This window comes from Terribacillus sp. FSL K6-0262 (assembly GCF_037977385.1).
GTDB lineage: Bacteria > Bacillota > Bacilli > Bacillales > Amphibacillaceae > Terribacillus.
Map to the genome: position 1 here is coordinate 972,764 of NZ_CP150277.1, position 14,394 is coordinate 987,157.

Annotated in this window: 13 protein-coding genes; 2 read left to right on the forward strand and 11 right to left on the reverse strand. The window is 47.6% G+C overall.

Annotation, left to right across the window (positions count from 1 at the left end; genetic code table 11):
- Positions 1 to 7: 7 nt before the first annotated feature.
- The 8 genes from MHI54_RS04930 to MHI54_RS04965 all read right to left on the reverse strand — a co-directional run bounded on the left by MHI54_RS04930 (position 8) and on the right by MHI54_RS04965 (position 9,173).
- The gene (locus tag MHI54_RS04930) at positions 8 to 838 is read right to left on the reverse strand and encodes a metallophosphoesterase (RefSeq protein WP_340082492.1); all 831 of its coding nucleotides are present in this window, start codon (positions 836 to 838) and stop codon (positions 8 to 10) included.
- A 76-nt stretch (positions 839 to 914) separates the two neighbouring features.
- Positions 915 to 2,435, reverse strand: a complete 1,521-nt coding sequence (gene guaA, locus MHI54_RS04935; RefSeq protein WP_095215146.1) for a glutamine-hydrolyzing GMP synthase — start codon at positions 2,433 to 2,435, stop codon at positions 915 to 917.
- Between the two features lie 251 nt (positions 2,436 to 2,686).
- Complete coding sequence (locus MHI54_RS04940; RefSeq protein ID WP_340082494.1) at positions 2,687 to 4,876, reverse strand: DUF4129 domain-containing transglutaminase family protein; 2,190 nt, start codon at positions 4,874 to 4,876, stop codon at positions 2,687 to 2,689.
- Positions 4,869 to 6,113, reverse strand: coding sequence for a DUF58 domain-containing protein (locus MHI54_RS04945; RefSeq protein WP_340082496.1), 1,245 nt, complete (start codon positions 6,111 to 6,113; stop codon positions 4,869 to 4,871). The genes MHI54_RS04940 and MHI54_RS04945 overlap by 8 nt, the downstream gene beginning before the upstream one ends.
- The gene (locus MHI54_RS04950; RefSeq protein ID WP_095215036.1) at positions 6,103 to 7,071 is read right to left on the reverse strand and encodes a MoxR family ATPase; all 969 of its coding nucleotides are present in this window, start codon (positions 7,069 to 7,071) and stop codon (positions 6,103 to 6,105) included. Before MHI54_RS04950 ends, MHI54_RS04945 begins: the two co-directional genes overlap by 11 nt.
- Before the next feature lie 152 nt (positions 7,072 to 7,223).
- On the reverse strand, positions 7,224 to 8,441 hold the full coding sequence (locus MHI54_RS04955) for a cation:proton antiporter (protein WP_095215037.1): 1,218 nt from the start codon (positions 8,439 to 8,441) through the stop codon (positions 7,224 to 7,226).
- Between the two features lie 3 nt (positions 8,442 to 8,444).
- Positions 8,445 to 8,942 (reverse strand): cation:proton antiporter regulatory subunit, encoded by a 498-nt coding sequence (locus MHI54_RS04960; protein ID WP_095215038.1) that lies wholly within the window; start codon positions 8,940 to 8,942, stop codon positions 8,445 to 8,447.
- A gap of 15 nt (positions 8,943 to 8,957) precedes the next feature.
- Positions 8,958 to 9,173 carry an AbrB/MazE/SpoVT family DNA-binding domain-containing protein gene (locus MHI54_RS04965; protein ID WP_095215039.1) on the reverse strand — a complete coding sequence of 72 codons (216 nt, stop codon included), beginning with the start codon at positions 9,171 to 9,173 and terminating at the stop codon, positions 8,958 to 8,960.
- A 254-nt stretch (positions 9,174 to 9,427) separates the two neighbouring features.
- On the opposite strand from MHI54_RS04965, the gene MHI54_RS04970 reads away from it, so the two are divergent.
- Positions 9,428 to 9,703, forward strand: coding sequence for a hypothetical protein (locus MHI54_RS04970; protein WP_095215040.1), 276 nt, complete (start codon positions 9,428 to 9,430; stop codon positions 9,701 to 9,703).
- A 37-nt stretch (positions 9,704 to 9,740) separates the two neighbouring features.
- Here the strand turns inward: MHI54_RS04970 and MHI54_RS04975 are convergent, their stop codons facing one another.
- The 3 genes from MHI54_RS04975 to MHI54_RS04985 all read right to left on the reverse strand — a co-directional run bounded on the left by MHI54_RS04975 (position 9,741) and on the right by MHI54_RS04985 (position 12,512).
- Positions 9,741 to 10,829 carry an N-acetylmuramoyl-L-alanine amidase gene (locus MHI54_RS04975; protein WP_340082501.1) on the reverse strand — a complete coding sequence of 363 codons (1,089 nt, stop codon included), beginning with the start codon at positions 10,827 to 10,829 and terminating at the stop codon, positions 9,741 to 9,743.
- Positions 10,830 to 11,046: 217 nt separating this feature from the next.
- Positions 11,047 to 11,862, reverse strand: coding sequence for an N-acetylmuramoyl-L-alanine amidase (locus MHI54_RS04980; RefSeq protein ID WP_158221490.1), 816 nt, complete (start codon positions 11,860 to 11,862; stop codon positions 11,047 to 11,049).
- A gap of 176 nt (positions 11,863 to 12,038) precedes the next feature.
- Positions 12,039 to 12,512, reverse strand: coding sequence for a VOC family protein (locus tag MHI54_RS04985; protein WP_340082503.1), 474 nt, complete (start codon positions 12,510 to 12,512; stop codon positions 12,039 to 12,041).
- 124 nt (positions 12,513 to 12,636) lie between these two features.
- On the opposite strand from MHI54_RS04985, the gene MHI54_RS04990 reads away from it, so the two are divergent.
- Complete coding sequence (locus MHI54_RS04990; RefSeq protein WP_340082505.1) at positions 12,637 to 14,379, forward strand: methyl-accepting chemotaxis protein; 1,743 nt, start codon at positions 12,637 to 12,639, stop codon at positions 14,377 to 14,379.
- Positions 14,380 to 14,394: the final 15 nt, after the last annotated feature.

Genomic DNA, 14,394 nt, shown 5'->3' on the forward strand with positions numbered 1-14,394 from the left:
CTATGAATCATCTCTTCACGATCGGGTACTCCAGCCAAGAACCATCTTTCTTCTTTTCGTAGCCAGAGTATGATTTTTTATTAGCATCATACTTTAATAAAGGAATGATGTTACTTTTCACGGTTTCCCCATCTATATAAAAATGACTCGATTTATCCCAAAAAACTCTTCCCAGATAACTTTTGTCATCCGCAACCTCTGCAGTCGATACATGACCTGCAATGATATCTTTCATGAAAATACCTGTTTCTGCAGGATATTTCCAAAAGAATTCATTCGTCCTCGTTGCTTGCTTCCAATCTTCTTCCTCACAGATACCAGCATGAACATATATTTGATTTTCGGTTTCGTAATACGGAAGCCGTCTATTTTTTTCAGAGAGCCAATTCAACAGCTCTCCATGCTTCTCTTTTAGCATTTGTACCATATAGTGACTTATTTCATAGTAAGAGCCTTTTGTCATCACTGGCTGTTTTTCCATCATTTCAAACTGTTCTCCGGAAAAGAAGCTTTTGATCGTAAATAAGTTAAAATCGTGTGCAAGCCATTTTGACTTATCGTCCAGTGTTGTATACCAGTCAATGAACATTTTTTCATGGTTGCCCAATAATGTGATAACTTGTTTTGGATACTTTTCCTCCAAATGTTTGATATGGTAAAGCACCTGGCAGCTGTCTGCACCGCCATCAACATAATCTCCCAAAAGTATCAATTTATTTTCCTCACCGGCATCCAAATCAACTAAATGCAGCGTATCCATCATTGCTTCGTAACATCCATGAATGTCACTCATTGCATATAGCTTTGGCACTTGCACTCCCCCTTCATAAAAAAACAAGCCTATTTTATAGATTCTCCTTTAAAAAGAACTCTGTAAAATAGGCTTTGATTTCAGTATATATTATTTGGGCTTTTTATTCCCACTCAATAGTCGCAGGCGGCTTGCTTGTAATGTCATACACGACGCGGTTCACATGATTCACTTCGTTGACGAAACGTACAGAAATACGTTCCAACACATCCCAAGGGATACGTGCCCAGTCGGATGTCATACCGTCGATGGAAGTTACGGCACGGATGCCAAGCGTGTAGTCATACGTACGGGCATCGCCCATCACGCCGACGCTCTTGAAGCCTGGAAGTACAGTGAAGTACTGCCAAATGTCTCGATCAAGACCAGCTTTTGCGATTTCCTCTTGCAGGATAGCATCGGATTCACGTACAATTTCAAGCTTCTCTTCCGTGATTTCACCGATTACACGGATTGCCAGACCTGGTCCCGGGAAAGGCTGGCGATGCACGATTGCATCCGGCAAGCCAAGCTGTGTTCCAAGCTCACGTACTTCATCCTTGAACAATGTTTTCAGCGGCTCGATCAATTCAAACTGCATGTCTTCAGGCAGTCCGCCCACATTGTGGTGGGATTTGATCGTCTGTGCCGTTTCCGTCCCGCTCTCCACGATATCCGTATAAAGCGTGCCTTGTGCAAGGAAGTCCATGTTTTCAAGCTTGGAAGCTTCATCATCAAATACATAGATGAATTCATTACCGATGATTTTCCGTTTTTGCTCCGGATCGGAAACACCTTCCAGCTTACTTAGGAAACGATCCTGTGCATGCACGGCAATCAGGTTGATTTTGAATTCATCACGGAAAGTTTTCTCGACCATTGCACCTTCATTTTTACGCAGCAAACCGTGATCGACGAAGATACAAGTCAGCTGATCGCCGATTGCTTTATGGATAAGGGCAGCTACTACAGAGGAGTCCACTCCGCCGCTCAATGCACATAGTACATTGCGGTCACCGACTTGCTGACGGATTTTTTCGGTCTCCATCTCGATGAAGTTTTCCATTGTCCAATCCGCTTTTGCATGACAGACGTCAAAAACGAACTGCTTGAGCAAATGATTGCCGTACTCGGAATGACGTACTTCAGGATGGTACTGCACACCGTAAAGATTGCGCTCTTTATTGCTGATTGCCGCAACTGGGGTGGACGGGCTTGTTGCATCTACGCTGAAGCCTGGTGCTGGGTCCAATACTTTATCGCCATGACTCATCCAAACAAGCTGTTTTTCCGGTGAGTCTTTGTAGATGACGGAAGGGTTTGTCAGCGTGATTTCCGCGCGGCCGTATTCCCGGCTGTCAGCACGCTGGACATTTCCGCCGAAATGCTGTGTCATCAGCTGCATACCGTAACAGATTCCCAATACCGGGATGCCAAGTTCGAAGATTTCTTCATCACAGCGGAAGCTGTTTTCATCATATACACTATGCGGTCCGCCGGAAAGGATGATTCCTTTCGGGTTCATCTTACGGATCTCATCTGCTGTCAGCTTGTGGGAATGCAGTTCGCTGTATACACCGAACTCCCGGATCCTTCTTGTGATCAATTGATTGTACTGGCTGCCAAAGTCCAGTACCAATATCATATCTGTATCGATATCCAAAGTCTGTCCACTCCTTCTTTGTTCTCTAGATATAAGCAGGTCGGGTGCAAGCACCACATTTTACCTTTATCACGTCATGAAAAAAACAGAAGCTGAATCCGCGCCGTGTTTCAAGGCGGAATCCAGCAAAGTAACGTAGTCGGCTCAAGCCTTCAATGGATGTCGGCAGCAGCTTGCCGCGTCTATCTGAAGGTGCTTATTGCCTCTTATTCTATCAATGTGCCTAAAATGGGTCAAGATGTCGCTTGTTTAATTAAATTTTCCCACAATTCGACAGCGTTTATCCACGCCTGGGCACTTTTTTCGTTCCGATATAATATTCGTTCATATTCGGCGGTCAGCTCGGACATATGCTTATTGCCGAACTCTTTATCGATGATCTGTGCATATTCTCTCAGCGTTTGACTTGAAGGACGGCTGAAACCTTTATGCGACAGCAGGCGCAGCAAATAACGATAAGCCTTTCCGAATGTTTCCTCGGACTGCTCCTTTCGATATTTCCGTACGTAATAGGCAGTCAGCCATCTATAACGAGTCAGATATAGGATAATTGCCAAAAGCAGCACCACGATGGACGGAATGATCCAATACAGCGGATGAAAATCAGAGGAAGCCGCCGTCTGATTATCCTGCACAGGCGCTTCTTCCTGCTCCTCCGGCTGTTCTGGAGCCGGCTCTGGATCCTCCTGTTCAGGCGTTTCTGGTTCTGTTTCCGGCGTTTCACTTGCAGTCTCTTCCTCACTGACGAATTCCGCAGGGTTAGTGAACCCTTGTGTCGGCTCAAACGGAACCCAGCCTGTATCCGGGAAATATACTTCCACCCAGGAATGAGCATTGGCATTTGTGACCATATAGGTTGTCATGCCATCAGGAGTGGTGAAATTCGGATTGGACGCAGCCTGTCCCTCGGTAAAGCCTTTCACCCAGCGGGCGGGGATATCCGCAGCCCGCAGGAGGACGACCATCGCAGATGAGAAGTTATCGCAATATCCGATTTTGCTTTCGAATAGGAACTGATCGACATAATCCTGATCCTCTTCCGGGACCGGGATATCCTGCGTCCGGTATTGGAAGCCATTCTGGTTGAAATATTGCTCGACAGCTTTTGCCTTATCATAACGTGTATCGCCGGCAGCAGTGATTTCATCTGCCAAATCACGTACGCGCTCCGGCAGATTTTCAGGCAGCTGGGTATAGCGGTAATGGGTATTCGCATCATCCATCCCGGAATCATTGCGCAGGTCCTCGAGATTATATTGCGGTTCCTCGAATGCTATTGTGTAATTTTCCTCTGGATATTGAGCCCGATTGAACGTCTCCACGACACCGAAATCGGGATCCACCGCAGCAGCAACCGGGTCGCTGAAGAATGTCTGCACGCCGTAAGGATACACAAGCCTGTCCAGCACTTGATTGGGGCTCGGAAGAATGACGGCTTCCCGAGCCTCTGTCGCTACATTCCCGGTGTAAAGATCGATGCCGACCGGTTCCCCGCTCTGGAAATTTTCTGGTTCCGCTTCCCTTGAACGTTCCCAGCCTTTTCCTGTATACACATCTTTACTATCCACTCTCCAATAACCACTGGCTTCTGTCGATGCCCAGAACGCGATTGTGTTATCTTGTTCGAATGGACCGCCCAGTCGGGAATCATCCTCCCCGTACCCGACTTTTTTGATACCGCCTTCCCCTTCCTTTTCCTCGTTGCTATTTGACATGGTCTGGATGAATGGAACTGGATCTGCCCATTGCGGCGGCAGTTTCGGCGCTGCATATCCAACTGCTGCCGAAACTGCAAGTATGACCAGGAGCGGGACGGTCCACAGCAGCAATTGCTTTGGAAACTGTTTCTTTTCCCCTCCCTGATAAAGCCTCGCAAACGCAGAGATACCCATCGCAAAAAAGCTGATCAGAAAGACACGGACGACGGCTTCGCTGCCATCGTATGGTGTGAAAGTATCCAGTATCCCGATATAAAGGAATGTCATGATGATGAAGAAGAAAATACGGTTGGCAACGATGAACCAGTAATAAAGCAGATAGCTCATCAGCCATAGCAGGATCAAAAACAGCAAGGTCCTGAAAAACGGCGTAAGCGATGCAAATTCGCCAGTAAACAGCAATTGCAGATTTGCAGGGAGTTCTGTCCGGATGAACGATAGCCAGCCTCCCGCAATCAGGTTTTCTTCCATCACGGATACTTGCAGGACGATCATCAAAGCGGCAAGCTTCAGCACGAAACGTAGCCACCAGGGCATCCTGATAGCCGACAGTATGAAACAGCTCGCAGTGAAAAGGATGAAGATCGGCAAATTGCCTGTATCGCTGATCTCATCCAATGGCCGGAGCCATTCCCAGAACAAGAGGAACCCGCATACATATATCACATAGCGGATCCATAGCATCGGCCGGGCTCTCTTACGCATTACGCTGCACCTCCGTTCGGGCAGTTTTTTGTACGGGATGGATATCCATCTGATGACCAAGCTGGCGGACTCCCTGCAAAAGGTTTTTCTCCTTTGTTCCAAGTTCCGCATGAGAGCAGATGTATAAAACCGTCAATACATAGCCGGTTTGTCTTAGCTTGCGCAGCAATGGCAGATCCCTGCTATCCAGATCGGTTGTCACATAGTAAACAGTCGAGCCCTTCGGCTGCTTTGACAGCTCTGCCGCCAATGCATGGAGATGCGGCCGCCCCACCTCCCGGCTCACGGTAGTCAAATAGTGCTGCACGCGCTGCAGCTGGGCGCTGCCCATTGTTGCCGGCAGCCATTTAGCGTCATGGCCGAGGCTCATGAAGCCGACTTGTTCATTTCTTTTTTTCAGCTTCCGATAGACAGAAAAGGCAATGACAACTGCATATTCAAAGAGATCTTCGGCCTGCCGATCCACTCTTCTGTCCAATGCGACAAGCACGTCCGCGCTCTTTTCCTGCTCGAATTCCTTCGTCATCATATCCTGCTTCCTTGCTGATGCTTTCCAGTCGATCCAGCTGAATCGGTCTCCCGGCGTGTACTCCCGGATTCCAGAAACGACGCTCGTCTGCTTCGAACGCGGTGCATACGCAATAGCCGCCCCTTCCTCAAACACACTATTCGGATTGCCGACTGTCATCTCCCTTTCAGCTGGATAGACATGAAGCTGCTGACTGATATCGAATACCGCTTCTTTTTCGATCAGCTGAAATGGATCACCAGTACGCAGACGAATCTGATGGAAGCTGTGCTCCCCCCGAGGGAGCCTGTCCAGGACATATTGGATACGCAGATGTCTGCGGAAGCCCGGAAACAGGATATGCTGCTTTAGCTGCCTCGATTCAGCAGCCCGCAATGTTCCATCCGGTCTGCTCATTTTCAGCAAAGTCTTGTCAAATAAATCTTCAATTTGTAAATACACAAGCGGAAATGGCAAACCTCGAGACAGTGTGATTTCGACAGTCACTTCCCCGCCGCTTTTGACATAGTACTTGGAGAACGACCTTTCCACCCTCCAGCCGTCAAGGGGGTATGCCAGCACAAGCAGCACATATAACAAAATAGGTACGTAAGCATAAAACAAGAACCAGCTGACAAAGCCACCTTGAAACATGCTGTAACAAAACAGGATGATGGCCAGCAAAAAAATGCTCACCAGCTTAAAGGCAAAGCGCAGCTTATCTTTCATGTACGGATTCCTTCTCCACTGGTACATCCACTGCCTCGATCAGCCGCTGGACAAGCATCTCTGGCGTCAAGCCATCGTAACGCGCTTCCGAACGCAGCAAAATCCGATGGCCAAGCACGAATGGAGCCAATGTCTGTACGTCATCAGGAATGCAATAGTCGCGGTCATGGATGAATGCATACGCTTTGGCTGCCCGCATCATTGCAATGGACCCGCGGGGGCTAAGCCCTACATAAACATCGGGATGCCTGCGCGATATTTGTGCCAAATCCACAATATACTGCTGTATCTGCGGATCGACATACACATTTGCCGCTGCCTCCTGCATGCTTATCAGATCAGCTTTTGTCATGACGGATTCCACGGCGCTTATTGGGTGCTTGGTTCCGACAGCATCCAGCATCTGCATTTCTTCCTGGGCATTCGGATATCCCATCCGGATTTTCAGGAGGAAGCGATCCAACTGTGCTTCCGGCAGCGGATAAGTGCCTTCATAGTCGACTGGATTCTGGGTCGCCATGACAAAGAATGGATCAGCCAGCGGCAGGGCATTGCCCTCCACCGTGACATTCTTCTCCTCCATGGCCTCCAGCAAAGCAGATTGCGTCTTGGGAGACGTACGATTGATCTCATCGGCAAGCACGATATTCCCCAGGATGGGCCCGGGACGGAATTCGAACTCCAGCGTTTTCGGGTTATAAATCGAAACCCCCGTCACATCAGATGGCAAGAGATCCGGCGTGAACTGGATACGTTTGAAATCACAATCGACAGAACGGGCAAGAGAGCGGACCAGCATCGTCTTGCCGACACCAGGGACATCCTCCAATAGGACATGACCGCCGGCAAGCAACGCTGTCAGGCTAAGCACAACCGGCTCTTCTTTCCCGATGATCACTTTATTGATATTCTCTATGATCCGAGCCACTGCAGGATGATAGATTGATAGTTTGGTCATACGAGCATTCCCTTCAAAATGGATTCGACAGAAAATTTTGGATAAGTGTTCCTTTTATGTTACCCGCCATACCGGTCATGCCGCAAGCTATTTACTTGTAAATTTATTGGAACGAAAAAGGAAGGTACACGGCTGTGCACCTTCCTTGATGTTCAGGATTGACGGGCTTTTTTGGGTTTGGCTTCCTGCCATTTGAATATCTTGTTAAGGAAATGGAAGATATGCTTGGATTCCTTTGTCAACAATGGACCTAGGATCGCCAGGATGAGCACGTACAAAGCAGAGAACGGCTGCAGTACGCCCATGAGTCCGCCGGCCATTCCTAGATTGGCCATGATGATGGAGAACTCACCCCGGGAGACGATGGTCAGACCGATATTCGTCGATGCTTTATGTGACAGGCCTGCCCGGCGCCCGGCAATCATACCAGCGACGAAGTTACCGATGATCGTGATGGCAACAGCTCCAAGTGCAAGCCAGACAGCGTCACCGAGTGTCGTTGGATCGATGCTCAGTCCGAAGCTGAAGAAGAAGATGGCCCCGAAGAAATCACGGAATGGAACGACCATATGCTCGATTCGTTCACCTTGATCGGTCTCAGAGAATACAAGTCCGAGTAAGAGGGCGCCGATTGCTTCGGCAACGTGGATGGTTTCCGAGAAGCCGGCAATAAAGAATAGTGCTGCAAAAATGACGATGATAAATACCTCATTAGAGGAGATGCGTAGAAGCTTGCTTATAAGAGGTGCCGCTTTTCGTGCGATGACGAAGAACAGCAGCATATAACCGAGTGCAATCAGAATGGATAGGATCGTTCCTCCCAAGGAATTGGAGTCTCCTAAAACCAAACCTGATACCGTGGATAAATAGACAGCAAGGAAAATGTCCTCAAACATTATGATACCCAGAATCAGTTCTGTTTCCGTATTGCCGGTGCGACGCAAATCGACAAGCACCTTCGCGACAATGGCACTGGAGCTTATCGTGATGATCCCTGCGATGATCAATGTCTCCTTGATCGGAAAGCCCAGTACAAAAGGATACAGGAATCCGAGTGCAAAGTTGATACCGATATAGATACTGCCGCCTAAAACGATGTTTTTACCTGATTTGATCAGTTTCCCGATGGAGAATTCAAGCCCCAGATAGAACAGAAGGAACAGGACACCTATCCGTCCGAGGAAGGCGATGATATCCTCACTGTGGACAAACTGGAGATTGATGATGCCAAAACTGGGTGCATGCGGTCCGACCAGCATCCCGATGATGATGAGGAACGGGATGATGGAGAAGTTTAACTTGTTGGCAAGGATGGCTGCGATTGCGACCAAGACAAGCGCAGTTCCTACTTCGAAGACTAAATGGTCCATAGCCTATCCCCTTTCTTTCAAGAATAATTCACTGCTGGCACGTTTGATATCTGCGCGCTCGCCTGAAATGACGATGGTGTCACCGCTTTTGAATATCGAATCGACACCAGGATTCAACTGTTTGGATCGATCTTTGCGAATGATCCCGATGATGTTGATATTATAGTTCTGGCGTATACCGATTTCACCGATTGTCTTTCCGATGATCGGTGCATTCGGTCCGAGCCTGAACCATTCGACCACAAGGTCATCAAAAGCGACTTCAATCGTTTCCACCGCTTTCGGCTTATAGGTCATGCCGCCGATGATGGAAGCGAGCTGTCTTGCCTCGGAGTCGGTGAATGTCACACCGGAGATGCTTTCATCCAAATCCTCATCATCGTAATGATAAACTTCCCGACGGCCATCATCATGGATGATCACGACAACTTTATCGTCATTTTCCGTCATAAGTTCGAACTTTCTCCCGATACCCGGCAAATCTGATTCACGGATATTCATATCAGATACCTCCTATTACAATTGTTTTGCTTTGCGGACGACTTCCTTGAACTTACTATCACTTAGTATTTCCTGCAGATCGTGGATCGAATCAAGATCCGCCTTCGCCATGAACACGATTCCGCCTTCTTCGACGAATGCTACATGTTCTCCTTCCTTGACGTTCAGGACATCCCGGATGTGTTTTGGAACGGTGATCTGCCCTTTTGAACTAAGCTTTGCTAATTCCATGATTTCGCCCTTCTTTCAAGTATTCCTTACATTCTTTACTTTCCTTACAAACTAAGTGTACTATATATCCAGTTCCGATGCAAAGGGCGCGCTTTCATTTCCGGTAATTTTCGGCCTGCACAGTTCAATGACCTGTCACAAACAAGCACAGTCATTTTTCCAATTTTCACTAGTCAATCCGCCGCCCTTCTTTTATAATGAATAAGAACACATGTTCCATTCATCAGATTCATACTAGGAGGACGAACACCACGATGCAATTTCGATACGCATATACTGCAGGTAAGGAAGCAGTTGTCCGGCATAGTCTGGAGCGAAGCATTTCCGATTATGTAAAGGAAACAATTCCGGATGCACATCGACTCTATTCCAAGAAGACCTCTTACACCAATAAAGGGCAAGTCCGGCAGGATTGGCGCAACATCATCGATAAGAACGGGCAGGAAATCAATCAAATCTATATCGAGATGTATAAGGAGCTGCTGGATGATGCCTCCTATTATGTAGCGGATGTCGAATTGACAAAATAAAAAAACGATGCGGAAAAATTTCCGCATCGTCTATTATTCATTGATAATAACCCTCGAGGCCCTTCACAATTCCTGAAGCAGCTTTTTCCTGATAACTATCAGTCGCCAAGTTGGCTGCTTCTGCCGAATTGGTGAGGTAACCAATCTCGGCTAATATGGCTGGTGAATTGGTGTTGCGCAGGACGCTGAAATCAGCAGCCTGCGTCCCCCGGTCCACCGAACCCAGCTGGGAGGTCAGGTTCTCCTGTACCGTCGAAGCAAGCTGCACACTCGTATCGCCATCAGGATAATAATATACTTCCGTTCCATTGACGAATTCTTCGGAAGTAGCGTTCAGGTGGATACTGACGAACATGGAAGCATTTGCTGCATTTGACATCGCTGCCCTTGTTTCCAAAGCAACGAATGTATCATCATCACGTGTCATGATCACATTCGCCCCCAAGTTCTCAAGCTGCGCTTGTGTTTTCAATGCAATGGACAGGACGACTGACTTTTCATAGAAGTAATCACCAATTGCCCCGCTATCCTTCCCTCCATGACCTGCATCGATCACAATCGTTTTCCCCTTTAACGGCGAAAGGCTGTAAGATGCTTCGCTCTCGGTCGTCGAAATATAATCCATGCTCACATAACCTGTTATACCGTTGTGCTCTATCTGTGCCCAGTTATTTTCGATGGAAAGGATCGAAACGGCATCTCCGTTATATAAACTGTCCACAACTTCAGCTGACATATCCGGATTCGACCTGACATTCAGCGAGGTAGCAACCTGGACATAGCCTTTGGTCGTATCGGAAGACTGGGAAGCCTGCTGTACATCAGCTTCTGCTGCTCCCGTGTCTTGGGCACCGCTGACAAATACCATACTTATGTATCCTTCTTGCCCATAATAATCTATCTTACCCCAATCATGACTGACTTCCTTGATTTCCACAGCTTGCCCGCCTTGGAGTTTGCCAATCACTTCTGCATCATCTGCAGGTTCCGCCCTTACATTGAGAGATGTCGATACATCGATTGTTCCGCTTTCCGCATAGCTCGTCACCGGTAAAAATACAACAACTGCTATAAGTGCAATAAGGACGGCCAACAATGAGCGATGCGTCAGATGTTTTTCTAGCATACGTTTCCCCTTCCGCTTTTTGTGGAATTTTGTAGATTCGCCATCCATTATAGATGAATATGTTGCCAATTAATAGTCTGATAGTCTTGCCATTTAATTAACAATTGCGCTAACCCTTGAGAATCCTGTACTTTCTGCCGACAACTTGACCAAGTTTCAGAAACAAAAAGGCAGCAAATACTAGATTCACTGCCTGACTGCGAAGTAAGGGAATGGATTATTCCGCGTATTCTTTTACTCCTTGCACAAGTCCCGCTGCTGCTTTGTCCTGATAGGCAGCCGATGACAGCTTCTCGGCTTCGGCAGCATTCGTGACGAATCCGATTTCGGCAAGCACTGCTGGCATGCTTGTGTTTCGAAGTACACTGAAATCAGCACTCTTGATGCCTCGATCACGTGATCCCAGCTGATTCACAAGATTGCTCTGTACACTGGAAGCCAGTGATTGACCGCTGGATGATCCCGGATAATAGTAAACCTCCGTACCGCTTGCAGATGTTGCGGAGGAAGCATTCGCATGGATACTGACGAACACATCGGCTCCAGCCGCATTCGCCTTGGCAGCACGGTCCTCCAGCTCGATGAAGGTATCCCCGGACCTTGTCATGATCACATCGGCACCTTGTGCCTCGAGCTTCGCTTCCGTTTTTTGCGCGATAGGCAAAACGACATTCTTCTCCAGTACACCATTTGCCACAGCTCCACTGTCCTTGCCACCATGTCCGGCATCAATCGCTATTGTCTTGCCTGTAAGCGTTCCTGTCCCCGTTTGTATGTAAGTCATGCTTACATAACCTGTCCGGCCATCATATGTAATCTTTCCCCAGTTGCCTGCAACCTCCACCAAATCAACCGAATCTCCTGGATACAAACTGCCGATGACTGCGGAAGAGGTTGACGGTTCCGCCCGGACATTCAGGGTGGTATCGACATCCACAGTTCCGCTTTGGGCAAAACTGGTCGAAGGATAGAGCAGGATGAATACGCCAAAAAGGATCAATATCCCTATCAATAAATGTCGTTTCTTATGCATGCATGTCCTCCTCTGCTGACTATAATCAGATGTTGTCACAATTATAGAGGACTTGCCTGATTGACTGATAGACCCAAACCGGTAAAGAGTGCGGACGTTCTAGCGAACATACTTGTTTTTCCAGACATGGGCACTTCCGCATAACCTTCTTCCCATTACAAAACTGCTACATACGCTTAACGATTCGCATATATCTGCTCTGTACTATGGGAATAGACTTCAATGATGTTGCCAAACGGATCCTGACAGTAGACAAGATGATATGCTTTCTCTTCATCCAGGGGCCAAGCTTGGCTGATGATTTTCCCGCCGGTTCTTTCGATTTTTTTAGCCAGCCTATGCACATCTCCGTCTTCAGCCACGACACATAAGTGGAATATCCCTGGTTCCCACGGTTTCCTGACCGTCTCCCTTTCCGTTTCCGGAATGATGAACTCAAATAATTCAATGCCCACTTGATTTGCGGCACTCATATGGACATTCCGTATATGTTTCACTTGCTGGCCTTGCAAATCGCGTGTCATATCACCTTCCTCCGTTTTCATATCGAAAGGTCCGGCAATAATCCGGAAGCCTAATGCCTCCTTATACCAATTGATTGCAGCATCCAGATTGGAAACCGTCATACCGATATGCGTTATTGCTGTCATCTCGCATCTCCCTCTCCCTGTTTTGATTTACAAAAAATTCATATCCTTCTTCTTTTTCACTTCATAAACGTTTTTAAACACCGATTATATGAGGGAGGGGATCAATGTTCAGAGGGGGATTATCATGAAAAAGAGAAATAGCTTAGCAGCAAGGTTGATGATCATGGTTGCAATGATCACGATTTTCTGCGGTGCCGCTGCCGGTACAATCAGTTATCTGACAGCCAAGAATGTGCTGATAGTTGCTGGAAAGATGGATCTGCAGCACATGGCAAACAGTGCAACCAGCGTCTTGACGCTGCTGAATGAACGCGTGGAAAATGGGGAGATGACTTTGGAGGAAGCTCAGGAAGAAGCACGTACTATCTTGAACGGCCCTATGGAAGATGGCTCCCATGACTTATCGCAATCTAATTTCAATTATAAAAATGGTGCCGGTTATATCATTGCTTATGATGACCAGGCGAATATGGTGCTGCATCCTACGGAAGAAATCGGGTCACCGCCAACAGATGACAGCACAAAGGAAAATCGGGAAAACTTGATAGTGCTGGCACAATCAAAAGATGATCATGAGAGTTTCATGAGCTACGATGACACCGACGAAAAAACGGGAGAAGTCAGGGAAAAGATGGCTTATGTGAACTACTTCCAGCCATGGAATTGGACTGTGGGCATTACTGTCTACACAGATTTGTTCTATGATGATTTGGTTAAAGTAAAATGGATCATCATCGGGATAACCGCAGGGATCACCGTACTGACTCTCGTTCTCTTCTACTTCATGATCCGTCCGAAGCTGCTGCAGCTGAAGGCAGTGACAGATGCAGCAGAACAGCTGGCAGCGGGCGATTTCAGGGAACAGGATCTGAAACAGACAAAAGATGAAATCGGTATCCTGAGCAAGGCTTTCATGAAGATGTCCGGGGAATTACGGAGTCTCGTGCAAAGCATCATCCAGTCCAGCGATAAAGTATCCGATGCAGCATCGGAGCTTTCCGCGGTAAGTGAAGAAACATCCGCAAGCAGTGAACAAGTCGGCGTGGCAGTGGATGACATCGCCAAAGGAGCTGGATCACAAGCATCCGATTTGGAAACGACGACATACCATTTAAGCAAGTTCAACGATTCCATCAGAACGATGACCGCACAAAGCGACGCAATCGCTCAAGCTGCACTTCAAACAAGTGAAGCGACAACAAAAGGAAGCAATATGATGCATGATTTGACATCGGCCAATAATGCTGCCATGCAATCGGTGGAAGCTATTTCAGCAGGCATGCAGGAACTTGATAAGAACTTGCAGCAAATCGTCCATATTACGGATGTCATCGAAAATATCACCGAAGAGACAAATCTGCTCGCCCTCAATGCAAGCATCGAGGCAGCGCGAGCCGGGGAACACGGGAAAGGCTTTGCGGTTGTTGCAAGCGAGGTTCGAAAACTTGCTGATCAGTCCAATGCTGCCACAAAGGAAATTCAGCAAATGATCAGCTCCATCACGAAAGAAGCCGCGGAGAATGCAGCTCGAATCGAATCCAATAAGCAGCAGGCAGAACAGCTGAACCACTCTGTCGTTGCCACTGCAGCCGAGTTCGCAGCTATCGAAGCAGCTGCCGAAGCTACGAAAAATGCCGGCAGCAGACTAATCGAGGAAATAAAGCAGGTCACTGCACAGACGAATGATATTACGGATAGCATCCAGAATGCATCCAGTGTGTCAGAAGAAACAGCTGCCAGTGTAGAAGAGATTGCAGCCTCGATTGCCGATCAAATCCAAGTGGTTGCCAATATCGCATCCTCAGCAGAAGAACTGACGCATATAAGCCGTCAGCTGAACGAATCGATTGCTGTTTTCAAGTTATAAAAAAAGCGACCCAGA